25 protein-coding genes are annotated in these 26835 nt (G+C 61.1%); 11 read left to right on the top strand and 14 right to left on the bottom strand.

Going from position 1 to position 26835, the window contains the following annotated elements:
• Positions 1-19: 19 nt before the first annotated feature.
• Entirely contained in the window at positions 20-661 is a 642-nt protein-coding gene (locus CHU95_RS17220) for a beta/gamma crystallin-related protein (RefSeq protein WP_094457568.1), read from the bottom strand.
• 212 nt (positions 662-873) lie between these two features.
• Here CHU95_RS17220 and CHU95_RS17215 point away from each other — a divergent pair, with 212 nt between their 5' ends.
• From CHU95_RS17215 to CHU95_RS17205, 3 genes are all read left to right on the top strand, one after another.
• Positions 874-2463, top strand: coding sequence for a peptide ABC transporter substrate-binding protein (locus tag CHU95_RS17215; RefSeq protein WP_165772241.1), 1590 nt, complete (start codon positions 874-876; stop codon positions 2461-2463).
• Between the two features lie 234 nt (positions 2464-2697).
• Positions 2698-3366 carry an MlaC/ttg2D family ABC transporter substrate-binding protein gene (locus tag CHU95_RS17210; RefSeq protein ID WP_245838361.1) on the top strand — a complete coding sequence of 223 codons (669 nt, stop codon included), beginning with the start codon at positions 2698-2700 and terminating at the stop codon, positions 3364-3366.
• Between the two features lie 88 nt (positions 3367-3454).
• On the top strand, positions 3455-4279 hold the full coding sequence (locus CHU95_RS17205) for a hypothetical protein (RefSeq protein WP_094457566.1): 825 nt from the start codon (positions 3455-3457) through the stop codon (positions 4277-4279).
• Here the strand turns inward: CHU95_RS17205 and CHU95_RS17200 are convergent.
• The 7 genes from CHU95_RS17200 to CHU95_RS17170 form a co-directional block, all read right to left on the bottom strand.
• Positions 4254-5003 (bottom strand): substrate-binding periplasmic protein, encoded by a 750-nt coding sequence (locus CHU95_RS17200; RefSeq protein ID WP_094457565.1) that lies wholly within the window; start codon positions 5001-5003, stop codon positions 4254-4256. The genes CHU95_RS17205 and CHU95_RS17200 overlap by 26 nt on opposite strands.
• 193 nt (positions 5004-5196) lie before the next feature.
• Complete coding sequence (locus tag CHU95_RS17195) at positions 5197-6009, bottom strand: CheR family methyltransferase (RefSeq protein ID WP_094457564.1); 813 nt, start codon at positions 6007-6009, stop codon at positions 5197-5199.
• Positions 6006-7217, bottom strand: coding sequence for a protein-glutamate methylesterase/protein-glutamine glutaminase (locus tag CHU95_RS17190; protein WP_245838360.1), 1212 nt, complete (start codon positions 7215-7217; stop codon positions 6006-6008). The genes CHU95_RS17195 and CHU95_RS17190 overlap by 4 nt, the downstream gene beginning before the upstream one ends.
• 21 nt (positions 7218-7238) lie before the next feature.
• Complete coding sequence (locus CHU95_RS17185) at positions 7239-7604, bottom strand: response regulator (RefSeq protein WP_094457562.1); 366 nt, start codon at positions 7602-7604, stop codon at positions 7239-7241.
• 27 nt (positions 7605-7631) lie between these two features.
• The gene (locus CHU95_RS17180; protein ID WP_094457561.1) at positions 7632-8129 is read right to left on the bottom strand and encodes a chemotaxis protein CheW; all 498 of its coding nucleotides are present in this window, start codon (positions 8127-8129) and stop codon (positions 7632-7634) included.
• Entirely contained in the window at positions 8126-10831 is a 2706-nt protein-coding gene (locus tag CHU95_RS17175; protein WP_094457560.1) for a hybrid sensor histidine kinase/response regulator, read from the bottom strand. Before CHU95_RS17175 ends, CHU95_RS17180 begins: the two co-directional genes overlap by 4 nt.
• A gap of 309 nt (positions 10832-11140) precedes the next feature.
• Positions 11141-11755, bottom strand: a complete 615-nt coding sequence (locus CHU95_RS17170) for a histidine phosphotransferase family protein (RefSeq protein WP_094457559.1) — start codon at positions 11753-11755, stop codon at positions 11141-11143.
• Between the two features lie 100 nt (positions 11756-11855).
• On the opposite strand from CHU95_RS17170, the gene CHU95_RS17165 reads away from it, so the two are divergent.
• On the top strand, positions 11856-12038 hold the full coding sequence (locus tag CHU95_RS17165) for a DUF3553 domain-containing protein (protein ID WP_094457558.1): 183 nt from the start codon (positions 11856-11858) through the stop codon (positions 12036-12038).
• Between the two features lie 108 nt (positions 12039-12146).
• On the opposite strand, the gene CHU95_RS17160 is transcribed toward CHU95_RS17165, so the two are convergent.
• On the bottom strand, positions 12147-12506 hold the full coding sequence (locus CHU95_RS17160) for a hypothetical protein (protein ID WP_094457557.1): 360 nt from the start codon (positions 12504-12506) through the stop codon (positions 12147-12149).
• A gap of 304 nt (positions 12507-12810) precedes the next feature.
• Between CHU95_RS17160 and CHU95_RS17155 the strand changes: the two genes are divergently transcribed.
• Positions 12811-13911: an aspartate-semialdehyde dehydrogenase gene (locus CHU95_RS17155; RefSeq protein ID WP_245838359.1), complete on the top strand. Its 1101-nt coding sequence runs from the start codon at positions 12811-12813 to the stop codon at positions 13909-13911.
• Positions 13912-13960: 49 nt separating this feature from the next.
• Here CHU95_RS17155 and CHU95_RS17150 read toward each other — a convergent pair whose 3' ends face one another.
• On the bottom strand, positions 13961-15868 hold the full coding sequence (locus CHU95_RS17150; RefSeq protein WP_094457556.1) for an AsmA family protein: 1908 nt from the start codon (positions 15866-15868) through the stop codon (positions 13961-13963).
• A 146-nt stretch (positions 15869-16014) separates the two neighbouring features.
• On the opposite strand from CHU95_RS17150, the gene moaA reads away from it, so the two are divergent.
• Positions 16015-17046: a GTP 3',8-cyclase MoaA gene (moaA, locus tag CHU95_RS17145; protein ID WP_094457555.1), complete on the top strand. Its 1032-nt coding sequence runs from the start codon at positions 16015-16017 to the stop codon at positions 17044-17046.
• Positions 17047-17103: 57 nt separating this feature from the next.
• Complete coding sequence (locus CHU95_RS17140) at positions 17104-17877, top strand: NAD kinase (RefSeq protein ID WP_207762528.1); 774 nt, start codon at positions 17104-17106, stop codon at positions 17875-17877.
• A 5-nt stretch (positions 17878-17882) separates the two neighbouring features.
• Here CHU95_RS17140 and CHU95_RS17135 read toward each other — a convergent pair whose 3' ends face one another.
• Positions 17883-18323 (bottom strand): NfeD family protein, encoded by a 441-nt coding sequence (locus CHU95_RS17135; RefSeq protein ID WP_094457554.1) that lies wholly within the window; start codon positions 18321-18323, stop codon positions 17883-17885.
• Positions 18324-18344: 21 nt separating this feature from the next.
• Positions 18345-19400 carry an SPFH domain-containing protein gene (locus CHU95_RS17130; protein WP_094457553.1) on the bottom strand — a complete coding sequence of 352 codons (1056 nt, stop codon included), beginning with the start codon at positions 19398-19400 and terminating at the stop codon, positions 18345-18347.
• Between the two features lie 184 nt (positions 19401-19584).
• On the opposite strand from CHU95_RS17130, the gene CHU95_RS17125 reads away from it, so the two are divergent.
• Both CHU95_RS17125 and CHU95_RS17120 read left to right on the top strand, forming a co-directional pair.
• Positions 19585-20070 (top strand): CreA family protein, encoded by a 486-nt coding sequence (locus tag CHU95_RS17125; protein ID WP_094457552.1) that lies wholly within the window; start codon positions 19585-19587, stop codon positions 20068-20070.
• A 152-nt stretch (positions 20071-20222) separates the two neighbouring features.
• Positions 20223-21965, top strand: coding sequence for a hypothetical protein (locus CHU95_RS17120; protein ID WP_245838358.1), 1743 nt, complete (start codon positions 20223-20225; stop codon positions 21963-21965).
• Between the two features lie 52 nt (positions 21966-22017).
• On the opposite strand, the gene CHU95_RS17115 is transcribed toward CHU95_RS17120, so the two are convergent.
• Both CHU95_RS17115 and CHU95_RS17110 read right to left on the bottom strand, forming a co-directional pair.
• Positions 22018-23133: an AbrB family transcriptional regulator gene (locus CHU95_RS17115; protein ID WP_094457550.1), complete on the bottom strand. Its 1116-nt coding sequence runs from the start codon at positions 23131-23133 to the stop codon at positions 22018-22020.
• Entirely contained in the window at positions 23130-24092 is a 963-nt protein-coding gene (locus tag CHU95_RS17110) for a M14 family metallopeptidase (RefSeq protein ID WP_245838357.1), read from the bottom strand. Before CHU95_RS17110 ends, CHU95_RS17115 begins: the two co-directional genes overlap by 4 nt.
• A 190-nt stretch (positions 24093-24282) precedes the next feature.
• Here CHU95_RS17110 and CHU95_RS17105 point away from each other — a divergent pair, with 190 nt between their 5' ends.
• On the top strand, positions 24283-25143 hold the full coding sequence (locus tag CHU95_RS17105) for an N-formylglutamate amidohydrolase (protein ID WP_094457548.1): 861 nt from the start codon (positions 24283-24285) through the stop codon (positions 25141-25143).
• Positions 25144-25535: 392 nt separating this feature from the next.
• Positions 25536-26801, top strand: a complete 1266-nt coding sequence (locus CHU95_RS17100) for a GGDEF domain-containing phosphodiesterase (protein WP_165772240.1) — start codon at positions 25536-25538, stop codon at positions 26799-26801.
• Positions 26802-26835: the final 34 nt, after the last annotated feature.

Here is a 26835-nt window from a genome sequence, read left to right as displayed (position 1 = left end):
GGCAACGAGACGTGGGGGGTCATTTCCAGATATTCGTCTGGCCCCCGGCACAGCGGTAGCGCCAGGGCTCCCCTTCCCACCAGATTGTGCCCTCGACACTGTCGCCCGTAAACTGCGTCCGGCCGCGGTAGCCGTATCGTTGAATGAAGGCCCGTTCGACCTGTGTCTGGCACCCATTCTGCGGCCGTTTGGTTACCCGGTCACCGGACCAGCCGCCTCCACCACCATTCCAGATGATATCGTCATCATAGCGGCGCGGCGGCGGGGGGGGCAGCGGCGGCGGCGGGGGCTGCCAGCCCCACTCATCACGACCATGATGCCAATCACGCTCGTCCCGGCGGGAGATTTCGCGCAGCGAACTGACACCTCCACGCAAATTCTTCACCTCGGCCACATCGGCAACACGGGCCCCGTCGACCAGGGTCCGGCAATGGTCGTACCGTTTATCCTTACAGATTTCCCAGGTGCCGCGATTGACGATCAGCGACCGGGTCCGGTCATTCCAGGGCGGCAGCTTTGACAGCGAATCGATGTTATCGTGAATGGTGATGCGGTCGCCGCGGAAATGGGGTTCAGAGAACAACGTCACCGAACCGGCCTGTGCCACGGACACCGTGCCCAAGGTCACCACCGCGGCCATCATGGCCAACCAGCGCTTCATCCCCAAACCGGCACCCGTTCCTGTCCGGGGGCCGCTCCCACCTGTACAGCCGGAAGATCCCGGCCTTCAATCCATCCTCATCTGGCTTTGTGGCAGCCCAAGGGCGCCACCGCGGCGGTAAAAGGGTGGAACGGTGCTATGGGACCTCGACAGGCACGCGGCAACGGTCCAGTGTCCAACTGTCCAGAATGGAAAGGACCAAGTGCTTGATCATGCGTGGACTATCGCGGCGCAGCGTGCTGGCGGCCGGGGCCGCCCTTCCCCTTCTCTCTCCCCGTTCTGTTTTCGCGCAGGGTAAGCCTGTGTTGGATATTGGCCTTGGTCCGGATGTGGACACACTGGACCCGCATAAATCCACCACCATCGTCGCCGGTCAGTTGTTCATTGAACTGTGGGAGGGGCTCACAAGCTTCGCCGCCGATGGGACCATCGTGCCGGGTGTGGCGGAACGATGGGAAACCAGCACCGATGGCTTGACCTGGACCTTCCATCTTCGGGGCGATGCAAAATGGTCCGATGGAACACCGGTGACCGCCGACGATTTCGTCTTTGCCTGGCGCCGGGCCGTAACGCCCAGTACCTTGCTGGGACTGCCGGAATGGATCGCCCCGATCAAAAATGCACTGCCCATCCTGCAACAGGGCAAAGACCCGGCAACGCTGGGTGTAACGGCGCTGGATGATCGAACACTGGTGGTCACGCTTGAACATCCCAAGCCCGATCTGACTGTCTATACAGCCTACTGGATCCTGTCGCCGCTGCACCGCGCCTCCATGATAAAGCATGGCGGCAGTTTTGCGCAGCCGGGTAAGCTGGTCAGCAATGGGCCGTTCATGCTGTCAGTGGCAGTACCCCAAAGCCATTATGCGCTGACGGCCAATCCACATTTCCATGCGGCGGCGTCCGTGGCGGTCGCAGGTGTGAATTACCACGTCACCGAGGACCTGCAGACCGAACTGAAGCGCTTCCGTGCCGGCGAACTGGATGCCACCAAAGAAGTGCCGCCGACGCAGTTGGATTGGGCCCGCACCAATCTGGCCGACAGTCTGCGGCTGGCCTACCGTGCCAGCACGTTCTTCCTGGTCCCCAACCTGACCAAGGCCCCTTGGAAGGACAATCCTGACCTCTGTGTGGCCCTCTCCATGGCGATCGACCGTAAGGTGATTGTCGAAAAAATCACCAAGGGCGGTGAACTGCCGGCCTTTTCGATGACGCCGGAAGGGCTGGTTGGCTATACCCCGCCAAAGCCGGACTGGGCTGACTTGCCGGCCGCCGACCGGATTGCCCGGGCCCGGGCACTGTTTGCGAAGGCAGGATATGGCCCAGACAATCCATTGTCGCTGGAACTGCTCTACAACACCAACGAACTGAACCGACAGGTCGCCGTCGCCGTGGCTGCCATGTGGCAGCAGACATTGGGCGTGAAGACCAGCTTGTCGAACCAGGAATTCAAGATCGTCGTCAGCCGGATGAAGGAACATACATTTCAGGACATCGTCCGCATCACCTGGGCGGTGGGGCTGGTCACGGAATATCTGAACCTGCTGCGATCACGGGCCAACACGGTTGGCCCTGGCTACATCAACCCAGCCCTGGACCGGGCAATGGAGGCGGTGGACCAGTCTGTGACCCTGGAGGAGTTCCATGCCAAGCTGGCAGCAGCGGAAAAGATTGCGATCCAGGACATGCCAATGATCCCGGTCATGCGCCAATCCAGCCGGCGACTGGTCAGCCCGCCCCTGAAAGGTTGGGTCGACAACCCCCTGGACCTGCATTCGGCGCGCTACCTGTCGCGTCCGTGATGCACCCGCAACCAACGGCCCTGGCATCTTCTTCGTATCCGCCCCGCACCGAACGCGGTTCACAATGCCAGTGCCATCGCGATATGGCTTTTGCGCCGTATATCGGACGCATTTGCCGACTATCCATGAAGGCAATGAATGGTTGATACCAAGGATTGTCGGTCGTGACGCACGTCACTGCGGGGTGAACCGCCCGAGGGTCATGGTAGCGACAAGGAACAGAGGATAGAAGACGTGAACAAGCAGACCCCCCACCGTCATTCGCCGCTGGTTGGCGCCGCCCTGCTGATGCTGGCAGGCGTGGCCGCTGTCGCGGTGCCGGTGCTGGCCCCGACGCCCGCCTTTGCGCAGAACGTCAAAGGGCCACAGGCGTCGGCCGATTTCGTCCAGTCGTTGGGTGACAAGGCCATCGCCACCCTGGCCGACCCCAAGATCAGCAAGGATCAGGCGAAGGCCGTTTTCCGCGACCTGCTGAACGAGAATTTCGATATCAACACGATCAGCCGCTTCGTGCTGGGCCGTTACTGGAACCTCGCCAACGACGCCCAGAAGAAAGAATATCAAGGCCTGTTCGAGCAGATGATCGTGGAGGTCTATGCCGAACGTTTCAGCCAGTATGCGGGCGAGAAATTCAAGGTCACAGGCGCACAGCCCTCGGGAGAAAACGATGCTGTTGTCACCTCCCAGGTTCTGCGTCCAGGTGGGCAACCGCCGGTGAATGTCTCCTGGCGTGTCCGCACCAGGGATGGCAACCACAAAATCATCGACGTTATCGTGGAAAATGTATCGATGAGTGTGACGCAGCGGTCCGAATTCGCCAGCCTGATCGAAAGTAATGGCGGCAAGTTTGAAGCGCTGCTGGAGGCCCTGCGGCAGCGTATCCAGACAGCACAGGTAAAGTAACGGCAGGCGCCTTGACCGCGCCTGTGATATGGGACGGGTCCGCTCCGGGGCATCGGGGCGGACCCTTTTCTTGTAGCGCTGGTTGGTAATGCTTCGTGAGATCCTGATCAGCCTGCGCACACGCTGCGCTCCCGTCTTTGTACGGCTGGGCTATCGCCACGCTGCTGTTGCCTGTGTGGCGCGCGCGGCCCGCTGTGCCGCCGCCTGGCGCGCGCACCAGGAAGCCACCCGCACCCACATCCTGTCCGCGATGGCAGAGGTTCCCGATAACCGGGATACCGCCGTCATCATGGGGTCCGGGCCGTGCCTGGACCTGCCCATGACGGAACTGCTGGCGCGCTTTGCCCGCGTCATTCTCGTGGATGTGGCCCACCCGCCGGCCGCTCTGCGACTGACGCGGCAGCACAGCGCAATCGAATTGATGGAACGCGACCTGACCGGCGTCGCCGCGCTTCTGACGGATTCGGCGCAGACCACATTACCTCAGCCTGCCTGTAACGCGTTTGTCGAAGAAGCCGGGGTCGGCCTGGTCGTTTCTGCCAACCTTGTGTCACAACTACCGCTGGTCCCCTTGCGGCAGGCTGCGAAACGCTGGCCAGATACGGACCTGGCCACCTATGCCAAAGCCATCGTCACGGCGCATCTGGATCACCTGCGGGCGTTCAATTGTCCCACCTTGCTGATTGGCGACGTACAGCGGCGGGTGATCGCCCCCGACGGACAGGTTACGGAGATGGAAGACCCGCTCTTTGGTGCCGAATTGCCAGCCGGAGAGCAAGAATGGGACTGGACCGTGGCGCCGGTTGGCGAGCTATCCAACGGCTGGTCGATCGTCAACCGCGTCCGGGCCTTGCGGATTGACCAGGCCGGTAAGAACGGACCCGCTTTTACTGTGTCGCATCGTAGCGGTTGAGGATTGCCTGATAAGTGCCATCTGTCTTGACGCGTCGCAAACCGTCATTGAACCGGGTGACCAATGCGGGGTCGCGGAAACCAGCACAATATCTGGTCGGGGGGAACAGACGATGTTCGACGATTGGCAGACGCTGCGTTTGCTCGCCAGCAGCCTCCAAGACCTTGGCGATGTGGTACGTCAGAACCCGGCTTTCCCCAATCAGCACATCGTAGCGGCCATAAAGTAAGCCTTTGGCCTGCAGGGCCTGGACCGGTTCTTCACGATAATCGGCTGCCTGGGCGATGGCAGCGGTGTAATCGGGGCCCAGCACCTTGTTTGCTCGTTGAAATGCCATGACCCGCAGCCCACTGAGATCAGCGGTTTGCGTCAGTCTGATGCCCCGTGCCCCCAGGGTCAGTGCTACATTATTGTAGGTGATGTAACTGTCCGTGAGATGCAGCCCGTCCGGCGGGCTGCCCACCACCGGCGCAAACCCCTGGACCACAGATTCAGAAGCCGCCAGGGCCAGTCGGGCATTGGAGCCCAGGTAAGGTTCTATCTGCATGTCAGCCGCAGCGAAGATGGCCGACAACAATTCGAATTCAAGACCAGTCAACCGCCCATCAGGCAGGGTCTGCACCATGGGGGCCGCCTCGCGTAACCCAAAACGCACCGTTTCCGCCGCCGCCAGGGTCGGCGACAGCGAAAGGGCGGCCAGGATCAGGAGGACAATACGGTGCATAAGCCTGTGACCAGTGACGCCAGATGAACGTTCTACCTGCACAGATTAGCAAAAAATTACCCCTTGCGAACGGGCGCATGGGGATAGAAAGATGACGCCGCATTACATCGCGCCGTTTCTCCCGGCGGCGGGAGTTGGCGCCTTGCCATGATTCCGTGACATCATTCCTTGCGGCTCGGAAGAACCGACGACCCTACTTTGCCAGTATGTAAAGACCGCGCTGGCCATCCATCGGCCTGAACTTATCCGTGATACCCAATACGGTCTCGGCCCCACCCAGATACAAAATGCCATCCGGTGGCAGCAATTTTGCCATAGCCTCCAGCACCTTGCCTTTGGTTGGCTGGTCGAAATAAATCAGAACATTGCGGCAGAAGATGACATCGAACTGACCCAGCGGGGTCAGGTCAGTCAACAGGTTGTACTCCTTGTACTGCACCTTCTGACGGATATCGTCATTCAACTGCCATTTGTCGCCAACCTGCTTGAAATACTTCACAAGCATGGTGATGGGCAGGCCGCGCTGCACCTCAAACTGGGTGTAAAGGCCAGCACGCGCCTTATTGACCATCTCGCCTGACAAGTCGGTGCCGACAATTTCAATCCGCCACCCCGCCAGTTTCGGCCCTTCTTCATTCAGCAGCATCGCCAATGAATAGGCCTCCTGACCGGAGGAACAGGCCGCCGACCAAATGCGAAAGGTCTTCTTGGCTGCACGATTCGCCAGCAGTTGCGGCAGCACAACGGCTTTGAACTGATCAAAGGGCTTCTGGTCGCGGAAAAAGGACGACTCGTTTGTGGTCATCGCTTCCGTGATGTCGCGCAGCAGTGCCTCTTCCCGCTTGGTGCGCACCGCCGAAGCCAGTTCATCCAGTCCCTTCATTGACCATTTGCGGGCAACCGGCATTAGCCGGCTTTCCAGCAGATAAGCCTTATCGGGGGTCAGAACGAGACCCGACCGCTGCCTCAGCAGGGTGCAGAACATATCGAAATCTTCGACCTTCATGCTGCCTGCCTCAATGCGATCTTCCGAATGTAAGGCCCGATTTCCTTTAATGGCAAGACGGCACTACATAGCCCCGCATTCGCCACCGCTCCTGGCATACCCCACACAACCGAGGAGGGTTCATCCTGGCCCAACACGGCACCGCCGGCGGCCACCACGACTTCCGCACCCCGCTGACCATCATGCCCCATGCCAGTCAGAATGGTGACCAATACCCGCTTGCCATAGGCACGCACAATGCTGCGCAACATGGGGTCCACGGCTGGCCGGCAGAAATTCTCCGGCGGGTCCTTGGTCAAGGTCAAACAGTTCTGTCCATTCTTCTGCACAACCAACATATGGAAATCGCCAGGTGCCACATAAGCGCGGCCGCCAACTATCACTTCGCCTTCTTTGGCCTCGGCACATTGCACGCCGCACTGGCGGGTAATGTGTTCGGCCAGGATGGTGGTGAAGGTCGCAGGCATATGCTGGGTGATCAGGATGGGTTGTTTGACATCCTTCAGATGGCTCAACACCTCAAACAGGGCCTGGGGGCCACCGGTGGAACTGCCAATCGCCAGAATATCCGGACGGAATTCCGGCAGGGGGCGAAGGCTGATCGGGCCCGGTTCCGGCTTGGGGCGGATAGGCGTCGCAAGGGTGAAGCTTGTGGTGGGGGCGATGTTCCCGACCGGCGCGACCCGCGGCGCGGGTGCTGCACCGGGCGCTGGGGCGGGCACAGGGGCACCCTTGCGCGGATCGGCCTTCCGCGCTGCCATGGCCAGAACCTTGACCTTCTCCGTCAACTCACGCTTGAAATCATCCGCACTGGTCAGCTCGCGCGTTGACGACGGTTTGGGGATGTAGTCCGCCGCACCAGCCTTCAGCGCGCGCAAGCTGATATCGGCGTTCTTGGCCGTCAGCGTCGACGCCATCACGATTTTCACATGCGGATCGACATTCAGCAGATGCGGCAGGGCAGACAGTCCATCCAGCACCGGCATCTCGATATCCAGCACGATGACATCAATCGTCTGCCGTTGCAGCGTGTTGATCGCCATTTGCCCGTTGGCGACGGAGGCGACAACCTTCACCTCCGGATCGCCTTCCAGCGAACGTGTCAACAGGCCGCGAATGACGGCACTGTCATCCACCACCATGACCCGGTAGGGCTCTGATCCGGCTGGCGCTGCTGTCGGCGCCGTCTTTCCGGGAAGCTCGTTCATTGCCTGCAATCCCGGACAGCCTCAGAGGAGGCCGACCTGCTGGAACTTGGTTTGGATGATGTCACTGTCGAACGGCTTCATGATGTACTCATTGGCACCGGCCGACAGGGCTTCCTGGATATGCGCCAGGTCGTTTTCAGTAGTGCAGAAGACCACGCGGGGGCTCTCACCCCCGGTCATCTTCCGTAACCGACGCAGGAACTCGATACCCGTCATGACGGGCATATTCCAGTCCAGCAGGATGGCGTCGGGCATCCGCTTGGCGCAAAGCTCCATGGCCTGCTTGCCATCCTCGGCCTCCTCACAGGAAAAGCCGAGTTCTTCCAGAATCTTACGCGCGACCTTGCGGACAACGCGGCTGTCATCGACGACCAGACAGGACTTCATCAACGGACCTCGATTGCCGGATGCGGTTTAGGCCGCTTCGATGTTAGCAAAATTCAGCAGCTTTGAGACATCCAGAACGACGAGCAATGTTTCTTTTAAGCGATAGATGCCTGTCGAAATCTCGCGCCACCGGGGGTCCAGGGTGGCGGGGTGGCGCTCAAAATCGTCTGATGACAAGGACAGGACTTCACCGACATTGTCGACCATCAGCGAATAAAGCTCGCCTTTATGATCGACAACAATGCTCATCACCGGCTTGCCATCAGCGGGGCGCGGCGGCAGACCAAGCCGCAACCGCACATCAATGGCCGTCACGATACGACCGCGCAGGTTCAGCGATCCGGCAACCTCTGGCGGGGCCAGAGGAATCCGGGTGATTTTCTGCGGCCCCAGGACATCCTGGACCTGCAGGACCGGGATGCCGAAGAGCTGGTTCGCGATGGTAGCGGTAACGAAATCCTCGTTCTTTACAACGGCGACTTCCTGGGAACCGGCCTTTTTGACGGCGGGGAGACGGGCACTCATGCGGCACCTTTCTCGGTGATGGTCTGCTGCAGGGTGAAGAGAAGGGCTTCACGGTCGAATTTGGCGACGTAGTCATTGAAGCCGGCCTGGCGACCACGCTCCAGATCACGCGGGGCCGCATGGCTGGAGAGAGCCACCATCGGCGTACCCGACCAGCGCGCGCTGGAACGGACTGCCTGGGCAAAGTCCAGGCCACTCATGCCCGGCATCTCAATGTCAGAGACGATGACATCAAAATCCTCGCCCGACTCGCACAAGGCCAGGGCCTCATCCGCGCTTTCCACTGCCGTCACATCATAACCGGAGACGGTCAGCAGAGGCGTCAGCAAATTGCGGAAGAACGGGCTGTCATCGACCAGCAGCACACGATGCTGGCGATCATCCTCGAAGCTTTCATGATTGTTACCGAACCAATCCTTGAAGGCACGGGTCAGGTAGAAACCAGCATCGATAACGTCGGTCGCTTTGTTGGCGATGATGGCCGAACCCAGGAACCCTTGGCGTTCCGTGCCCAACTCGACCTGCAAACGATCTTCGACGATATCGACAATCTCGTCCACGACCAGACCCATGGACCGGTCGCCGTCGGCAAACACAACGACAGGCTGACGCTTGTCGCGGACGATCTTCCAGTTCGGATCGATCGGTACCAGCGGCATCAGCTTGCCGCGATACTGGACCACCGGTTCGCCATTCGACAATTCGACCTGGTTGAGGTCGATATCTTCCAAGCGGGCAACCAGGGAGAGCGGCACGGCCTTCGGTCCGCCTTCCCCAGCGCTGAACAGAAGCAACGCCAACTTGTCGTCCTCCCGACGGGCCGACTTCGCCACTTCCTGCGAACCCGCCGCAGCATTGTCGGCAGTACCGCCCATGGAACCGGATGCCGTCGCGATCCCATTGGGGTCCAAGATCATGATGACCGAACCATCGCCCAGGATCGTATTGCCCGAGAACAGTTCGATATGACGCAGGATGGGCGCTACCGGCTTCACAACGATTTCTTCGGTATCGAAGACGCGATCAACAATGATGCCGAACGTGTAATTGCCAACCTGGCTGACAACGATGAACGTCTCACGCTTGTCGTCATCTTCGGCCTTGCCCAGCTTGAGCAGGTTTTGCAGGCTGACCAGCGGCAGCAGACGATTGCGCAGACGCAGCACTGGCGCACCGTTGATACGCTCGATCTTGTGTTCGCTGTCGCTGGCGGCACGAACCAATTCGATGACGCTGATCTGGGGTACGGCAAACCGTTCGGACGCGCATTCGACAATCAGGGCCGAGACAATGGCCAAGGTCAGCGGGATCTTGATGGTGAAGGTCGTACCGCGCCCTTCGATCGACCGCATCTCGATGGTGCCGCCGATTTTCTCGATATTGGTCTTCACCACATCCATGCCCACGCCGCGACCGGACACGGACGTCACCTTGGCAGCGGTGGAGAAGCCGGGCTTAAAGATGAACTGCTGGATCTGCTGGTCCGACATCTGGGCCAGTTCAGACTCGGTCGCCAAGCCGTTCTGGACAATCTTGGCCTTGATCTTGGACAGCGCGAGACCACGGCCATCGTCCGCGATCTCGATGATGATGTGGCCGCCTTCGTGGTAGGCGTTCAGGGTGATGCGGCCCGTTTCGGACTTACCGGCGGCCAGACGGTCGGCTGGCACTTCCAGACCATGATCGCCGGAATTGCGCACCATGTGGGTCAGCGGGTCTTTGATCAGTTCCAGGACCTGACGGTCCAGTTCCGTTTCGGCGCCCAGCATCTGCAGCTCGATCTTCTTGTGCAGTTCGTGGCTGAGATCGCGGACCAGACGCGGCAGCTTGGCCCAGGCGTTGCCAATGGGCTGCATGCGCGTCTTCATGACGCCTTCCTGCAACTCAGAGGTCACATGGTTCAGGCGCTGGAGGGGGGCGGCAAACTCGCTATCCTTTTGCGAACGCAGGATCTGGAGGAGTTGGTTGCGGGTCAGCACCAGCTCGGAAACCATGGTCATCAGGTTTTCCAGCAGGTCCACATGCACGCGGATCGTCTGTTGGGCAAGGGCGCTTTCCTTGGACTCCCCACGCACATCATCCTGCGGCTCGGCACGGGGCGGCGGCGGCGGGGGTGGCGGGGGAGGCGCGACTTCGGCAACCGGAGCCGGCGGCTCTGCCTTTGCAACCGGCGCCGGTGTCGGCGGCGGCGGGGGCGGCGGTGCGACCGGCGCCAATGTATGGGTCAGGTGGGCCGGCACCGGCGTGAACAATTCATCGGGATCGTTCGCGGGCGGGGTGGGCTCGGCCGCGACAGGCGCCGGAGCCGCCACCTTGGGAAGCTCCTTGCCTTCGGCCATAGCGTTCAGCCGGTCAATCAGATCCTGATCACCACCCGGCGGCTCCGCCTCGGTCGCTTCCAGGACAGACAGGATTCCCTTGATCGTATCCAGCGATTCGAGGATCAGCGACACCGCATAGGGAGATACGTGCAGTTCGCCATCCCGGAACTTGCCCAGCACGTTTTCGGCGGCATGCGCCACCGATTCCAGCCGGGGCAGACCCAGGAACCCGCAGGTGCCCTTGATCGTATGAACCAGACGGAAGATGTTCGACAACAGCCCCGGATCGTTGGGGTTCTGCTCCAGCTTCACCAGCTCGACGTCGAGGACGGCGAGGTTCTCATTGGTCTCAGTGAGGAATTCACTCAGCAGATCATCCATGGTCCACGCCCCGTTCGGGAAATCACAGTTTCCGCGTCATACGCCGGTCTTCAGTCCGGTGAAGCACCCTTGTACGCGCCGGCCGCCCGTCGGCCAAATGAAGAGTCTCGGATTTCGGTTAAATTCGTATCGGCACAAGGGAATTGATGGCCTGTCGGGCATGGCTTTGGCAAGGGGAACATTACCTCTTTTCGGTTAGGTTCGACCATCTTGATCTGCCGCAATGCCAAAGTCGGCCCCCCACCGGTACGCCCGGCACGGTTGAGCGGCCCATCCGCTGCCGCATTCCCATCAAATCCTAAAGTGGTATCACCCTTTAGCTGGGTGGAGTCGGAACACGACCTCGCCGGCAGGCACGGTGTCAAAGCTGATATCCAGCCCATAGGCGGCTGCCAGCAACGGGGTGACATGCGACAAGATGGAACGTGGGCCCAAATCGCTTTCCGCCACTTGCCCGGCCAGCGCTGGGGCCATTTCCGGACGAAGGGCACAACCAGCGCCCATGCCGCGTACTGCAATATCCTTTTCGCCACTAGACACGGTGATGGTCCCGCCGCGCGGCAGGCTTTCCTCTGCCAGCAACGCGGCCAGAAGGGCGAGTTTCAAGAGACCCGGCGCCGATGGGGCGGACTGTACCAGCCATTCCAGGCGCACTTTACCGCCCCGGAACCAGCCCTCAAGCGCCCCGCGGGCATCGGCGGCAGACAAGGATTGCCCCCCGGCTGCCCCAAGCGCCAGCCGGTACAGGCGCAACCGTGCCGTCGCCGTCTCTGCGCTGCCGGCGATCAGGTCCAGCGCCTCGTCACCGGCATCGCCACCTTCATCCAGAAGCTCAACGCCGTTATTGATGGCCCCGAGAGGGCCGACAAGATCATGGCAAAGGCGGGAGCAAAGCAGCTCCATCGCCCGTATTCCCAGGCTCATCCCTATCCTCAGCACAAAAGCTGCCGGCCCATTCGGGCATGGCTTGCTGTGTCACCTGGCGTTAGGATAAGGCGCGTCCCTTGTTCTGGAAACTGTGACAATGTCCGAATTTCTGACCCCCGGCGTTTTTGTTCGCCATCCGGCCCAGCCTGACTGGGGCCTGGGTCAGGTGCAATCCGTTGTCGGGCAGCGGGTGACCGTGAATTTCGAACATGCCGGCAAACTGCTGATCAACGCGGCGGCCATATCGCTCAGGGTTGTCGACCCTGACGACGCAGAATGATAGCGACCCAGACCGACACCATTGCCAGTTCAACCATAAAAAAAGCGCCCGACCATGGGCGCTTTTTACACAGGAGGGCTTACCGTTCGTAATCGGGTAACCAAACGGTCACCATTTACGCTCGGTCTTTAGCTGCCCGCCGTTCAAGGCATCCAGGAAGCTGCCACTGGCCTTAGGCCGCTGGGCACGGACCATTCGTGGGTTGGGCTTCTTGTTGGCCTGTTCGACAACCTTAATGGCGGTTGTGGTGGCGTCAGTCTCCACCCGGCGCCGAACGCCTTCGTCCAGGGACTCGAAAGCCTGCTGGGCGAACTGCAGCGCGTTCTCCGACCGGGTTTCCACGACCTGGCGCAAGGCATTGGCCGCCATTAGGCATTCCAGGCGTTCCGGTCCCGTGACATCATCAAGGGCACCCGCCAGAATCCCGATAGCTTCCAAGGTCTTGGGATCGTTCAGTTCCACGGACATGTTCAACACGCACCCTTCAGGTACAATCACTCTCGCCTATATAGTCCCACCGTCTACAGAAAACCGCAACAATTAGTCTGGAAACTCTGTGCCATGCAGTTCGCGCAAGCGTACTCCGCATCGATGGCGGGTTTACACATGGCTGGTGTCTCGGCATCGTTCACCCATGTCCAAGCGCTTTCAGACCACCACTACCATGACTAAAAAGACCACCCTGCGGGGCGGGCCTTTTGTCATGAGCGCGGTCTAACGCGGTTCGACAGAAAGCCAGATGCCCCGCCGGGAACGGACGGGGTGGCCAAGGATGGACCAGACCCTGTCGCCGGCACAGCCGTTGAAGGAACAGGGTCCCATGAATATCCGCGTTGCCCCCGAAGGCCTGAACCAAGCCGCTGGCCGGGCTATATCTGTTGCCGTGGTGGGTGCCACCGGTGCAGTTGGCGTTGAAATCCGCGATTGCCTGGAAAAATCGGGCCTGAACCTCGCCACAGTCCGCCTGCTGGCTTCCAAGCGCTCGGCAGGTCAGACCGTTCCATTCGGCAATGGTACGCTGGTGATTGAGGAGCTGACAGATGACAGCTTCCGGGGCATCGACTATGCACTGTTTTCCGCCGGCAGCGGGGTCTCGAAGGAGTTCGCTCCCAAGGCCGTGGCAGCAGGAGCCATCGTCATCGACAATTCGTCCGCCTTCCGCATGGATGCAGCCATCCCGCTGGTCGTGCCGGAGGTCAACCAGGACGTGATCCCGGCCCAGCCCGGCATCATCGCCAACCCCAACTGCGTCGCTATTATTGCAACGGTGCCTTTAGCCCCGCTGAATGCCCGTCACACGATCCGCCGCCTGAACATCGCCACCTATCAGGCGGCAAGCGGTGCGGGTGCCGCCGCCATGGAAGAGTTGCGCCTTTCCACCGCGGCCTATCTGGCAGGCGAACATTATGAACCGCGTGTACTGAAGCACCCCTACGCTTTCAACGTCTTCTCCCATAACGCTGCCGTCAATCCCGAGACGGGCTACAATGGTGAAGAAGAAAAGGTGATCGAGGAGACGCGGAAGATCATGTGCCGCCCCGACCTGCTGATCAGCATCACCTGCGTGCGTGTCCCCGTTCTGCGCGCCCATTCCATGGCCGTTACCGTGGAGTTCGAGCATGCGGTGAGCCCTGAAGAAGTCCGCGCCATCCTGAAGGACGCGCCGGGCGTTCGGATTGTGGATGAGCTTGAGGCCAACCACTTCCCCATGCCCAATGAAGCCTCGGGCCAAGGGGATGTCCTGGTCGGCCGCATCCGCCGTGATGTCGGCGATCCGTCCGGACGCTCGATTGCCCTGTTCCTGGCTGGCGATCAGTTGTTGAAGGGTGCGGCCCTGAACGCCGTGCAGATCCTGCAGCGACTGGTCGGGTGAGAGATCCGGGGTGGTGGGGGGATATCCCCTCACCACCCGCTCTCCGCACCTATTGCTTGTTGCCGATCAGGCTGTTCAGCAGGCTTTTCGCCCCTTCCTTCGATCTCAGCCTTTCCAACTGCTCCTGGGCCTTTTTCGGGTCCTTCAGCGCCGATCTGACAGAGGAGGAGAGATCGGGCGTCCAGGACAGGTTGTCAAAAGGCCCGCGTACCCGTACCGGGATCGTTATGCCATCAACATCGACGCGGCTGGTCCCCTGCCCTTCCAGACTGCCCACCAACCGGGAGGACAGCCGCATATCCACCCGCTTGGAGGGCAGGTTGACAGTACCCTTGCCGCTGACACGCAGCAGCGGCGCCAGCAGGCGGAAATCCTCAGTTGTAGCAACGCCATCAGCCAGAACAACGCTGCCACCCATTTCGGCGAAGTCCGTCTGCGGCGGCGCTTCGCTGCCATGGCCAATGGCGCTGCGGACCAGTTGCGCTAAATTGATCCCCTTGACCGCTCCATCACGGAACAGAACGGTGCCGGCACCGTTGAGGCCGCCCACCAGTTCCTGCTGATTGGCGCCAGAGGTGCGAAAGTCGATGGTGCCTTCCATGGTGCCCGACAGCCGATCGAAGTCCGCAAAACGCGTAAGCAACGGTTCAGCCTGCATCCCCCTGGCCGTGGCCGCAACCGCCAACGAAAGGGTTTGCCTTCCGGCATCCAGGGTCATTTTTCCGCTCATCGTGCCCCCGAACAGGGCTGTTTCGGCCAACCCGGCATGAAGCCGACCATCGCTCAGTTTTAAGGTCAAGGTGGTGGCCCCCGCCTCCACCCCTTTCACCAACAGTCCGGCGAGGTGCAGGGTCAGGTCTAGGTCAGCGGTTTTCAGGACGGCAAGGTCAATGCGTTCCTTGCTCCACCCTGCTGGACCCACCTCCGGCGCGGGCAAGGCCGGATCGGTCGCACCCGGTGCCGGCAGATAACGGTCCAACTCCAGCCGGGGCAATGACAGGTTACCCCCCAAGGCCGGACGCGCACCGTCGAGCCTGACTGACAATGCACCCGTGGCAGACAGGTCACCGGCCTTGGCCACCAGGTCCGTCAAGGCCAGCCGTGCCAGAGTGCCGGCCAGTTTGCCCGAAAGGGTCAGGTCATTGACAGGCAGGTCCGACGGCACGGTCGCCGTCGCTGCCTTGATCAGGTCGGCCAGGGATGCAACATCCAACGACAGGTCACCCGACAAAGCGAGGGGCGCTTCGCCCTGCCTTTGCATCTGCCCCGTCACCACCACATTCGTTGCAGCACCCACCAGCCGCAGGTTCAGGCCCGCCACCCCGCCCGATAGAAGCGGCCGGACCGGTTCGATTCCCAGGTCCAACGACAGCGGCGTACCGTTGAGCAGGCCGGACGCTTCCACCACCATGGCGCTGTCCAGATCCGGGAGGGAGAGAGCGACATTAACCTCTGTCGCCTCGCGCACCATACCGGTCCGCAGGTCGTGGTAACGGACGCGACCATCGACCACCTCCACCTCGGTCAGCGAAAGATCGGCGATAAAACCGGGGCCGGCTTCCGTCGGGCTATCGGCCAGGGATAGGTCCCAATTGGGCTTGCCCTGCCTGTCCACTGTCAGGTCGATGGACGGCTCGGTCAGCACGAACTTTTCCACCTCGGCCTTGCCGCGCAGCAAGGGCATGAGGCGCAGGCGAACCGCCAGTTGCTTCACAGCCAGCAGATCTTCACCCTGTCGCACACCAGCGAAATGCACCTGATCGGCCGTCACCGCGATGGACGGGAAGTAAGCCAGATCAACCCTGCCCTTGATGGTCAGCGCCCGGCCGGTCTTCGTCTCCACCTGTCGTTCAACTTCGGCGACGATCGCGCCAACGGGTACCAGAAACGGCAACGCGACGGCCGCCGCGATCGGCACCAACAGCACCATGGACAGGATGAAGGCGAACTTCCGCATGGCTTCAGGTCTGTCTCGTCAGGAACGGATTGATTTCGTTGAAACCAGTGTTCCAGCCGGATCAGCCCAAGACAAGGCCGAAAGCAGTATCTTTCGTGCGGGTCATCCTTGGAGCCGGACGCCATTGGCGCTATATCCAAGGCACGATGAGCCAGATTTCCCCCGCCCCCGCCCCTCTGGTCGATCCGTTCGGCCGCGCCATCACCTATGTGCGGGTGTCGGTGACCGACCGATGCGACTTTCGCTGTGTCTATTGCATGTCGGAAGATATGGCCTTCCTGCCTAAGGCCGACATCCTGTCGCTGGAGGAGTTGGACAGGCTCTGTTCTGCCTTTGTGGCGCTAGGCACGCGCAAACTGCGCCTGACGGGGGGAGAGCCCCTGGTCCGCCGTAACATCATGGAACTGATCCGGTCCCTGGGACGGCACGTTGCGTCAGGCGCCCTGGATGAACTGACATTGACCACCAATGGCAGCCAACTGGCCAAATATGCCGATGATCTGCGCGCCGCCGGAGTGCGCCGGATCAATGTGTCGGTCGACACGCTGGACGCCGACCGGTTCGCACAGATCACCCGCTGGGGCCGGCTGGCCCAGGTGCTGGACGGGCTGGAGGCGGCCCGGACGGCCGGCTTGGCAGTAAAGATCAATGCGGTCGCATTGAAGGGCGTCAATGATCAGGAACTGGACCAGATGCTGGCCTGGTGCGGGGAAAAGGGCTTTGACCTGACTTTGATCGAGGTGATGCCGCTGGGCGATATGGACGGTAATGGCGGCGGGGCCGTGCGTGAAGAGCAGTTCCTGTCGCTGCGCGATGTGCGCGCTGACCTTGAAAAGCGCTGGACCCTGCTGGACAGCACGCATCGCACGGGCGGGCCCGCCCGCTATGTCACGGTGCGGGAAACAGGCCGCCGCCTGGGTTTCATCACACCCATGACCCATAATTTCTGCGAGGCGTGCAACCGGGTCCGCGTCACCTGCACCGGGACCCTTTATATGTGCCTGGGGCAGGAGGATGCCGCCGATCTGCGGGCACCGCTGCGCGCCAGCGCCGACGATGATCTGCTGCACCAAGCCATCCGCGACGCGATCACCCGCAAGCCCAAGGGCCATGATTTCATCATCGGCCGTGACCGAGGGCCAGCGGTCGGGCGTCATATGAGCGTCACCGGCGGTTGAGAAACCGCCCCAGCCTGGGGTACTGTCACTCTCCGCCGTGATACCGGGAACATCGCTTTGTCACAGACCCCCGTGCCGCTCGCCTTCGTTGCCGCCGATACGCCGGACGCGCGCGCTGCCAGGGACAGGCTTGCCATCCGTTATGCCGGGGTCCCGCCGGAGGAAGCCGGCATTGTGGTGGCCCTGGGCGGCGATGGCTTCCTGCTGGAAACATTGCACCGCTGTCTGTTCCGTGGTGTGCCCGTATATGGGATGAATCGCGGCTCCGTCGGGTTCTTGCTGAATGAATATAGCGAGGATGGGCTGACCCGCCGCCTGATGCGGGCACAACGCGTTGTTTTGCATCCGCTGCGCATGAAGGCGACAACGCGCGACGGGGCAGAGATTGAGGGTCTGGCCTTCAACGAGGTCTCGCTGCTGCGCGAAACCCGGCAAGCCGCAAAACTGCGGATCACTGTGGATGGCAAGGAACGGATGCCGGAACTGACCTGTGACGGGGCGTTGGTTTCCACCCCTGCCGGCAGTACGGCGTACAACCTGTCCGCCCACGGCCCCATCCTGCCGCTGGGCGCCGATATCCTGGCCTTGACCCCGATCAGCGCTTTCCGTCCTCGGCGCTGGCGCGGGGCCCTGTTGCCCCATACGGCCCGCATTCAGTTCGATGTGTTGGAACCCGCCAAACGCCCGGTCAGCGCCGTGGCCGACTTTACCGAAGTGCGTGATGTGGCGCGAGTAGAGATCAGCGAAGATCGCAAAGTGACCTGTACCTTGCTGTTCGACCCGGAGATGGCCCTGGAGGAGCGCATTCTGAAGGAACAATTCGCGCCCTGAACCCCTCAGGCGGCCTCCACCAGCAGCAGAGCACCATCCACCCCGGTGACACGCACACGCGCGCCTTGCGGCAGATCGGCAGCGGCCGCGACACGCCACACCGTGTCGCCGACCCGCGCCCGGCCAAAGCCATTTTCAATGGCAGCATCCAGGATCAGCACGTGACCCAGATATTGCTCACCACGCCGGTTCAGGGTGGCGGCGTGAACATCCGTCGGGTCACGCCGGGCCACCAGCCGCGATAGAAACCAGGCCAGCACCGCCAGCGCGCCAAACAGGAACAACTGAATCGCGAAGCCGACATCGACCAACAGGGCCAGCAGCCCGACAATGGCGGCCGCCCCGCCGATCCATAGGAAGGCTGCGCCGGGCAAAAACATTTCCAGTGCGGCCAAAATCAGGGCTAGCCCCCACCAGTGCCAGTAGAGAACACGAAAACCTTCCATGTAACCCTCCCCTGCCTGCGGTCAGGCTCCGGTATTGTCGCCCCAGGGCGACGGCTGAGTGACGGCCAACTGTTCAGCAGTGCTAGCACCGGCGCTCGGCAGACCCGATGAGGCCGGCTTCCGCGGCGGCGCTGGCGTAGGGGGCGGGGGCAGGCCGCCGCTGCCATCGCCCTTGAACGCGTCCTTGGCCAGTTCTGCCAGGCCCCCAAGGGAACTGATGATGCCGGTCGCCTCCATCGGCATGAAGAAGACCTTCTGGTTCGGGCTGTGCGCAAATTCCTTGAAAGTGGTCAGATATTGTTGGGCCACAAAGTAATTGATGGCCTGGACGTTACCGCCGGCGATAGCATCAGACACCATGCGGGTGGCCGCAGCCTCGGCCTCTGCTTCGCGCTCTCGTGCCTCAGCGTCACGGAAGGCGGCCTCGCGCCGGCCCTCCGCCTCCAGGATTGCCGCCTGCTTCTGACCTTCCGCCTTCAGGATGGCCGACTGCCGCGCGCCTTCTGCTTCCAAAATCAGGGCACGGCGATCACGTTCCGCCTTCATCTGCCGGGCCATGCTGTCGACAAGATCACGTGGCGGTTGGATATCGCGGATTTCAATGCGGGTGACCTTGATGCCCCAGGGCTGTGTCGCCTCATCCACCACATGCAGAAGCTGGGCATTGATGCGGTCGCGCTGCGACAGCAACTCATCCAGGTCCATGGAGCCCATGACGGTCCGGATATTGGTCATGGTCAGGTTCAGGATGGCAACCTGCAACTGGCTGACTTCGTACGCCGCCTTAGCTGCGTCGAGCACCTGATAAAACACCACGCCATCGACCTTCACCATGGCATTGTCCTTGGTGATGACCTCCTGGCTGGGCACGTCCAGGACAATCTCCATCATGTTCATCTTGGCGCCGATGCTGTCGATGAAAGGCACGATGAAATGCAGCCCGGGGCGTAGCGTGTGGGTATAACGGCCAAACCGTTCAATCGTGTATTCCATGCCCTGCGGTACCGTTTTGATACCGGCAAAGGCCAGAATGGCACCGAACAAGGCAACAACACCGGCAAAGATCAACAATTCCATTCGTCAGCCCCCCCTTTAACCATAAGCCCGGTATGGCATGTGGGAAGGGTAAAAGGCGAGCGCAAGTGAGCACACACAACCATTAACCGATTTTCTCAAGGGGCCGTTTCCAGCCTCTGCTTGCCCCCAGGACCCGGTCAGCATAGCCTGCGGCCCACCTGTTGCCAGAACCTGGAGCACCATCATGCGCCGCCCCCTGACCGCCCTTCTTCTCTCTCTGGCCCTGGTGCTTCCATCGGCGGCCCAGGAAGTGGTGGGGGAGTTCAGCAATGACTGGACCGGCAACGAGCTGGATATCACGGCTTTTCCCGACCCTGCGGTCAAGGGCATCACATGCCACATCGTGGATTTCGACCGGTCGGTCTGGGACCGGTTGTCGAAAGGAAACTGGTTTGAGGACCCCTCCAACGCGTCGCTCGCCTGCCGTCAAACCGGCCCCGTGGTCATCGGCGATATTGATCTGTCCCGGCGCGGGGAAGAAGTCTTCTCCGAACGCAAGAGCCTTGTGTTCAAGTCGATTGCAGTACGCCGTATCTATGACAAGGCCAACGACACCCTGATCTATGTGGTTTATAGCCGGCAGGTGAAGGACGCATCGGCGAAAATGTCGATTTCCACGGTGCCTCTGTTCGCGGCCAATCCGGTCTGGGAAAAGGGAAAGCCCAGGTAAACCCTGGCCTCGGCCACGCCCTTTTCCCGCTTTTCTTTGTCAAAAACCCACAAATGGGTTAATACAAGGTTTAATTAGCGAGCCGTTCGGTGGTATGTATCCCTATCCCAAAGGGACAATGCATACTCCAAAATGGGGGCAAGGTTATGTGGGTGTCCAACCTGCTCGGGGGCGGCAGTGGCGGAGCCATTGGTCGGCGCCTGAATTTTGAGGTCCAGACGTTCAAATCGGACCATTGGGTCATCGAAGACAGTCTGGCCACGGAAGAAGAGGCCAGGGCACTGGCCACCAAGTTACTGCCGAACCGCGACGGTGTGCGCATCGTGCGCGACTTCGCCGGTGTCCCTGGGAAACCGGCAACAGAAACCATCATCTTCTCTGAAATGCGGGAGAAGAAAGGCAAGACCATCTCGGTCCAGCCTGTCGAGGACAGTCCTGTCTGCACCGATACGCGTGCCTATCTCGAAGCGGATAGCCGCCAGACCATCTCCAAACTGTTACGGCAATATCTGGAGGATAAGGCGCTAACCGCCTCGGAACTGCTGTACAACGCGGCCGAGATGAAGCGCGCCATCAATTTTGAGAATTTGATCCCCACCGCCGTGGGGCGCGTGGCCAGCATCCAGGGCAAAGTTACCGGGCAAGACGTGCGCGAACGTCGCGACCTGATCTATTCCAGCCTCACCGACCTCCGCACCAAGGCAGAGGAAGCACAAAAGCGCGTCGGCTTCAGTGTAAAACAGGATGGATTCCGCGGGGCGCTGGAAAAGGTCGATGCCCTGTGCAACGGTGATGATGCGGAAGCCGATTACCTGTCGAAAGTTATCCTTTGCCGCGATCTGGTACAGATCCGCAACCTGTTGGGCAAAGTAGAATGGCTGTTGGAATCGGCTGGTGATGCCGCCCAGAACCGGACGGCCCATATTAACATCATTGATACACTGGTCGCAGATGCCAGCAGCTTTCCGTCTGTGCTTCAGGACCTTCTCGGCCGGCAGCCGGATCTGGCGACTGCCCTGCTACGGATGCTGGACTTGCTGGAAGGCAAGTTTGAGCCGACTGAGCGGGAAATGGCTCCCCCCATCGCCAAGGTGCTGAGCAACTGGTTGGGGTCGGGTCATGCACCACAGACCTGGCAGGTGGTATTGGAAGGTTTCCTGCGCTCTCTGCGGGGCACCACGCCTTTGGCCCGCGACCCGGATCGCAACCGCACCAGCTTTACCACCATTGCTGCGCGACTGATCACCCCTGCGGGGCTGTTCGGGGGGGCGCGGGTAGCCGATGCCCTGGCGCTGGGTTACCTGCGGTTTATCGAACAGGGCGGGGGCGAAGGCCGGCGTCTCTCGATCGAGGGGGTGATGGGACTGCTGCCCAACCTGCGTGATCGCGCCCTGTTCCTGGCGGAACTGGCGGGCGGCGATGTGGGTCAACGGGAAATGGAGACCGTGGTGGCGCGCTTGCGCCCGCTGCTGTCTACAGACCGTGATGTGAACCAGTTGGTGGGCTTGCAGGTCCCTTTGAAGCCGAAGATGCAGGCGATGGCCTCCCTCTATACAAGCGTCAGCAGATCGGCTTTACCTGACGATGTACGCATCATGCTGGCCGACCGGGTGGACGAGATCGTGGCCAGCTACATCGCCCAGGCCAAGGTGATCGAACGTCTGGACGATCCTTCCGCGTCCTTGCGTATCCGCGCCACCCGGCTGATGCAGTTCGCCGCCAACGATGTGCTGTCCAGCCCCAAGGCCCGCAAAATGGTCCGCGACCAGATTGTGGGGCATCTGCGTCAGCCCAACTTCGATGGTAAGTTCGTCGAAGGTCTGAACACGCCGCAAGAACAGGCCAACGCCCTGCGCCAGTTCTACGGACTGCTGCGACAGGCGCAGTTCATGTAAGGGTGGCGCCGACCCACCGTTCGCCATCAGTGACGGCTGGGTCGGCACCTGTTCAGGTCGCAGGCGGGGCATCCCGCACCCCCCAGCGCCGCCAGAGGTGATAGGCGGCAGGTGCCAAAAGGATGATCAGCACAATGCGCACGATATGATGTGTGGCGACAAAAGCCGCATCGACGTGCAGCGCCAGCGCCACAAGGCTCATCTCCGCCAACCCACCGGGCGCATAGGCCAGGATCAGGGCCGCCAGGCTCAGACCCGTCAGAAAATGTACCAACAGCGACAGGCCTAGCGTCACCAGCAGCAGGACCATCGTCAACCCCGCCGCCACCCCGGCGGTGCGCGCGATGAGCATCAACGGTACGTGCTGAAACCGGCCGCCGATGGATGCACCGATCACCACCTGCGCAGCCGCGACTAGCAGGCCCGGCGGCTTTGCCGCTGTCAGCCCCGTCAGGTGCAGCACGGCTGACAACAGCATGGGGCCCACCAGGACACCGGCCGGTATCCGAAGTTTCTGTGCCCCCGGGGCCCCGACGAAACAGACCATGATCATGGCATAGTCAGCGATAGTCAGTTCCCAGGGATAGGGGCCCAGCCCATGCAGGCTCCAGTCCCGGCCTGCGGCATCATATCCCGGCAACGCCTGGAAGGCGAACGGCACACTCATGACCACCAGCATGATCCGCAGACTGTGGCCCAGAGCGATGGAGCGATCATCACCGCCCAGCGCACCCCCCATCATCACCATCTCGGTGAACCCGCCGGGCATGGCCGTGAAATAGGCAGTGGCCGGGTCATAGCGGGCAAATCGGCGCAGATAGAAGGTGCCAGCCGCCGCCCCGATCACGATATAAACGGCCATGAACCCAAGGCTGACCGACCATTCGGCCAGATGACCCAGCAGTGCCGGGGTGAACGAACTGCCCAGCATGATGCCCAGAACAATCACAAGACCGTCCCGCAGGCTGGGCGGCACCATGGTTCGCACACCCGCCAAGGCGGCAATGGTCGTGGCCAGCATCGCCCCGATCATGAAGGCCAGGGGCACATGCAGTTTGAAGCAGACAAATCCGCCGGCCGTCCCCAGCACCATGGCGGTGATAAAGCCCGACCAGTCGGTACGGCGATGGTGAAGGTTCGGAACGGGATCGGTAACGGGTGAGGTCATCCCGCGAAACGCCCTAATCGGACCGCTGTCTGCCCGCGGTCAGCTTTGCGGCGTGCAGGCATGATCATCACACAATCATCATAGGGGGTGTGCAGCGGCACCTCCCCATCCAGGGCATAGGCTGTGCCGGCAGCCGGAATGACATCCATGCCCTGATATTCCTTCAGGAACCGAAAACGCTCAGTCACCACCGTAATGGTTTCCGTCACCTCGACAAGCCGGGGCTGCGGCGGTTCAGCGGATGGCAGCCATGGGTCAAGCGCAGCCGCAGCGACAATCCCGGAGACAAGAAGGAACCGCGCCGTGACCGCCAGGGCAGTGTCGGCGCTGGCCGGGTCCCAATGCTGCCCACATTCAGCCAGCAGCGCCACCGGCCCTGCCTCGCCCTCCGTAAAGCGGGGATGATCAATCAGGCGGCTCCCCCCCACATGTCCCGCGTCGGCAACAACAATCCCCGGCAGGCCGACATGGCGCGCAACGGCGCGTGCACGGGATGACCGGCCGCACAGCATGAGTGGAACACGGTCATGCTGCATCGAATGCAGGTCCAGCACCAGATCAGCCGAGGCGAATAGCGGCCAGAGCTCGCGGGCCCGCCGCCGTTCGTGGCTGTCCGGCCCATCGGCCAGCGACCCGGGCGCCCAGACCCGGTTCATATCCTCTTCCACATAGCGGGACATGATGGGGAACAGGGGGTCGAACTGCGCGAATGCTGCCACATTGGCAAAGCAAAAGGTCAGCCGTCCACAGGTCGGGCGGATACCAGCCGACAGCAGCGTGGCCGCAGCGATAGCACCGGAAAACTCGTTGCCATGCATCAGGGCATTGATCACGACATGCGGTCCCGGTCGGGCGCTGTCGAACCGGTGGACGAACGGTGTACCACAGTTTCCCGCCGCCCAGGCGGACAGATCGGGGGGCCGGAGATCACGATCGGTTAAGGCTTCGATACGCACCATGCCCCTCTCCCGCCGGCGGGAATATGAATGGCTGGACTGGTCAGACGGGACCAACAAAGGCAGACATGTCTTCTGCACTATCGACGCCGGCCCCATAGCCAAGGTATAGGTTCCAAGTCACTACGATGAAAGAGCGGTTTCATTCCCGCAGCATCTTCATCGCGACTTTCCGGAGCCGGGGACAGGTTGAATGAGTTTGGTGATCGACGATGTGGTCGTCCGGCACGATCCGGTCGGGCCCCCGGTCCCTTTGCTGTTCGACAGCCCGCACAGCGGCACCCGTTACCCTGCCGACTTCGACTTCACCTGCCCTTTCCCCTTATTGCGGCAGGCGGAGGATACACATGTCGATGAACTGTTCGCCATGGTCCCGGACCTGGGGGCGACCCTTCTCTGCGCTCTCTTTCCACGCTCTTACATCGATGTGAATCGGGCACCCGATGATATCGACCCGGTGATGCTGGAGGGGGAGTGGCCGGCGCCTGTCAACCCCTCGTCCAAAAGTCTGGCAGGCATGGGACTGGTCCGGCATCTCTGCCGGCCAGGCATACCCATGTATGATGGTCGACTGCCGGTCGCGGTGGTGCAGGAACGGATTGAGAATTATTGGCGCCCCTACCATGACCTCCTGTCGGAAACCATGGATGGAATCTTTAGCCAGTTTGGCGCCGTCTATCATATCAACTGTCACTCCATGCCTTCCTTTGTGATCGGTCCGGAACGACAGTCACCGGACTTTGTCATCGGCGACCGTGACGGGTCTACAGCCGAGCGCGGCTTCACGCGGCTGGTCGTTGATACGCTGCGGTCCATGGGCTACACCGTCCGCCTGAACGATCCCTACAAGGGCGTCGAACTGGTACGACGCTATTCCAATCCGGCCCGCGGCCGGCATTCCCTGCAATTGGAAATCGACCGCCGTCTCTACATGAACGAAGAGACACTTGAGATCCATGCCGGCTTCCAGGTGCTTCGGAACGATCTGATTGCGCTGGTCCATGTGCTGCGGGATTATGCACTGGCGCGGACTGCCGGACTTGCTGCGGAATAATCGCGGCCTTAATCGGAAACAAGATTCCGATCCGGGCGGAGCGCAAAACCCAGACAAAATAAGATATCGTTGCGGATCTCCGTGTATCCAGACGGCATCTGGACTTGGAAACCGTCAGGAAATCGTATATCGCAACACCGATCATTTGTTCCTTATTTGAAACATACCCCTATCCCTCTGGACATCTGACAAGTGTACCCCGTTCGCCTACAATAGATGCAAATGATTGCAAATGGGCATAATCACGCTGGCATACATACGCTAGGCGATTTGGCACCTTGTGCAGCTTTTGATTGGGCGATTTGAGGTAATGTCAGGTGGATCAGCAGGCATTGGCACATCAAACTGGCCCAGGGCCGGGCGCTCCGGCGGCCGCTCACCTGGATGGACGTTTGACGCGTGGTGACCCGCTTAACGGTCTCTTGGACAATGACGGGTTCATCCGTGAAGGCAACCGCCGCCTGCCAGGACTTGCCGCCGCCGGACACCATCCACAGGTAGTGTTCATAGAGTTGAACAATTACGAAGGCCTTGTTTCCAGAATGACCTGTTCGGAGGCGATGGACCTTTTACACGCCATACGGCGGCGACTGGAAATGGCGTTCGGGCATGATGCCCTCTTGGCGCGTTTTGACTGTGAGCGGTTTGCTGTGTTGCTGCCTGATGCAACGCACGAGTTTGAGGCGCTGCAACGGATACAGGACGCGCCGGTGATCATTGGCAATGGCGCCTACCACCTGTCCATCACCTGCGGTGTCGCTCCCTATCCCGAGGCGGCGGACAATATGCATATGCTGTTGATCGCTGCTCGTATTGCCCGCCGCGAGGCGCTGACCGCCGGCCATCTGGTCTCCGTGTTCTCCAGCGACCAACGCCGACGGTTGGCCCGAAGTCGGGCGATTGAGGACGGCCTGTGGGAAAGCCGGGGCGGTGCCGGAATGGCGCTTGTTTACCAACCCAAGGTGGACATCCTCTCCGGACAGGTGACCGGCGTGGAGGCACTGATGCGCTGGCACCACCCGGAACTGGGAACGGTCTCGCCCGCAGAGTTCGTGCCGGTAGCCGAGCGGACACGCACCATCATCCCGCTGGGTGAGTGGATCATCCGCGAAACCCTGAACCAGCAGGCCGAGTGGCGCCGCAAGGGTTTGGATCTGTCGGTGGGTATCAATGTCTCACCCGCGCAACTGGCAGCAGGGGCCGGCGGCACCCCGGTCATGGACATCCTGACGGATGAATGTGATCGTCTTGACCTGGACCGGTCCATGGTAGAACTGGAAATTACAGAGAGCCTGTTGCCAGACCGGGCGGCAATGGACGAGGTTCGGACCCTGGCTGATGCTGGGTTCCACATTGTCATTGATGATTTCGGCCGTGACCACGCCGCCTTGTCGTTGCTGGCCGAAAGCCCAGCACGCACCTTGAAGATCGACAAAGGGTTTGTGGACAACGTCGTGCGCAATGACCGACAGGTTGCCATTATCCGATTCATCACAGAACTGGCCCATGGGTTGGGCATGCGGACAGTCGTGGAAGGCATTGAAGACATTCGACAACTGGTGGCCGTTGCTGGTTGTGGCTGTGACGTTGCTCAGGGCTATTTCTACTATCGCCCCATGTGTGGTGATCGCATCCTTGGCCTGAAGGCAGATGCCTGATCCCATATTTATCACCTGAAATCTGAATGATCGC

It is taken from the genome of Niveispirillum lacus, from assembly GCF_002251795.1.
Classification (GTDB): Bacteria; Pseudomonadota; Alphaproteobacteria; order Azospirillales; family Azospirillaceae; genus Niveispirillum; species Niveispirillum lacus.
The sequence above is the reverse complement of the archived record's forward strand: the minus strand, read 5'-3'. Positions and strand labels throughout refer to the sequence as shown.

Coding starts and splice junctions, on each gene's coding strand:
- CHU95_RS17220 (WP_094457568.1), bottom strand. CDS start 661: ATGAAGCGCTGGTTGGCCATGATGGCCGCGGTGGTGACCTTGGGCACG.
- CHU95_RS17215 (WP_165772241.1), top strand. CDS start 874: ATGCGTGGACTATCGCGGCGCAGCGTGCTGGCGGCCGGGGCCGCCCTT.
- CHU95_RS17205 (WP_094457566.1), top strand. CDS start 3,455: ATGCTTCGTGAGATCCTGATCAGCCTGCGCACACGCTGCGCTCCCGTC.
- CHU95_RS17200 (WP_094457565.1), bottom strand. CDS start 5,003: ATGCACCGTATTGTCCTCCTGATCCTGGCCGCCCTTTCGCTGTCGCCG.
- CHU95_RS17195 (WP_094457564.1), bottom strand. CDS start 6,009: ATGAAGGTCGAAGATTTCGATATGTTCTGCACCCTGCTGAGGCAGCGG.
- CHU95_RS17190 (WP_245838360.1), bottom strand. CDS start 7,217: ATGAACGAGCTTCCCGGAAAGACGGCGCCGACAGCAGCGCCAGCCGGA.
- CHU95_RS17185 (WP_094457562.1), bottom strand. CDS start 7,604: ATGAAGTCCTGTCTGGTCGTCGATGACAGCCGCGTTGTCCGCAAGGTC.
- CHU95_RS17180 (WP_094457561.1), bottom strand. CDS start 8,129: ATGAGTGCCCGTCTCCCCGCCGTCAAAAAGGCCGGTTCCCAGGAAGTC.
- CHU95_RS17175 (WP_094457560.1), bottom strand. CDS start 10,831: ATGGATGATCTGCTGAGTGAATTCCTCACTGAGACCAATGAGAACCTC.
- CHU95_RS17170 (WP_094457559.1), bottom strand. CDS start 11,755: ATGAGCCTGGGAATACGGGCGATGGAGCTGCTTTGCTCCCGCCTTTGC.
- CHU95_RS17165 (WP_094457558.1), top strand. CDS start 11,856: ATGTCCGAATTTCTGACCCCCGGCGTTTTTGTTCGCCATCCGGCCCAG.
- CHU95_RS17160 (WP_094457557.1), bottom strand. CDS start 12,506: ATGTCCGTGGAACTGAACGATCCCAAGACCTTGGAAGCTATCGGGATT.
- CHU95_RS17155 (WP_245838359.1), top strand. CDS start 12,811: ATGGACCAGACCCTGTCGCCGGCACAGCCGTTGAAGGAACAGGGTCCC.
- CHU95_RS17150 (WP_094457556.1), bottom strand. CDS start 15,868: ATGCGGAAGTTCGCCTTCATCCTGTCCATGGTGCTGTTGGTGCCGATC.
- moaA (WP_094457555.1), top strand. CDS start 16,015: ATGAGCCAGATTTCCCCCGCCCCCGCCCCTCTGGTCGATCCGTTCGGC.
- CHU95_RS17135 (WP_094457554.1), bottom strand. CDS start 18,323: ATGGAAGGTTTTCGTGTTCTCTACTGGCACTGGTGGGGGCTAGCCCTG.
- CHU95_RS17130 (WP_094457553.1), bottom strand. CDS start 19,400: ATGGAATTGTTGATCTTTGCCGGTGTTGTTGCCTTGTTCGGTGCCATT.
- CHU95_RS17125 (WP_094457552.1), top strand. CDS start 19,585: ATGCGCCGCCCCCTGACCGCCCTTCTTCTCTCTCTGGCCCTGGTGCTT.
- CHU95_RS17115 (WP_094457550.1), bottom strand. CDS start 23,133: ATGACCTCACCCGTTACCGATCCCGTTCCGAACCTTCACCATCGCCGT.
- CHU95_RS17110 (WP_245838357.1), bottom strand. CDS start 24,092: ATGGTGCGTATCGAAGCCTTAACCGATCGTGATCTCCGGCCCCCCGAT.
- CHU95_RS17105 (WP_094457548.1), top strand. CDS start 24,283: ATGAGTTTGGTGATCGACGATGTGGTCGTCCGGCACGATCCGGTCGGG.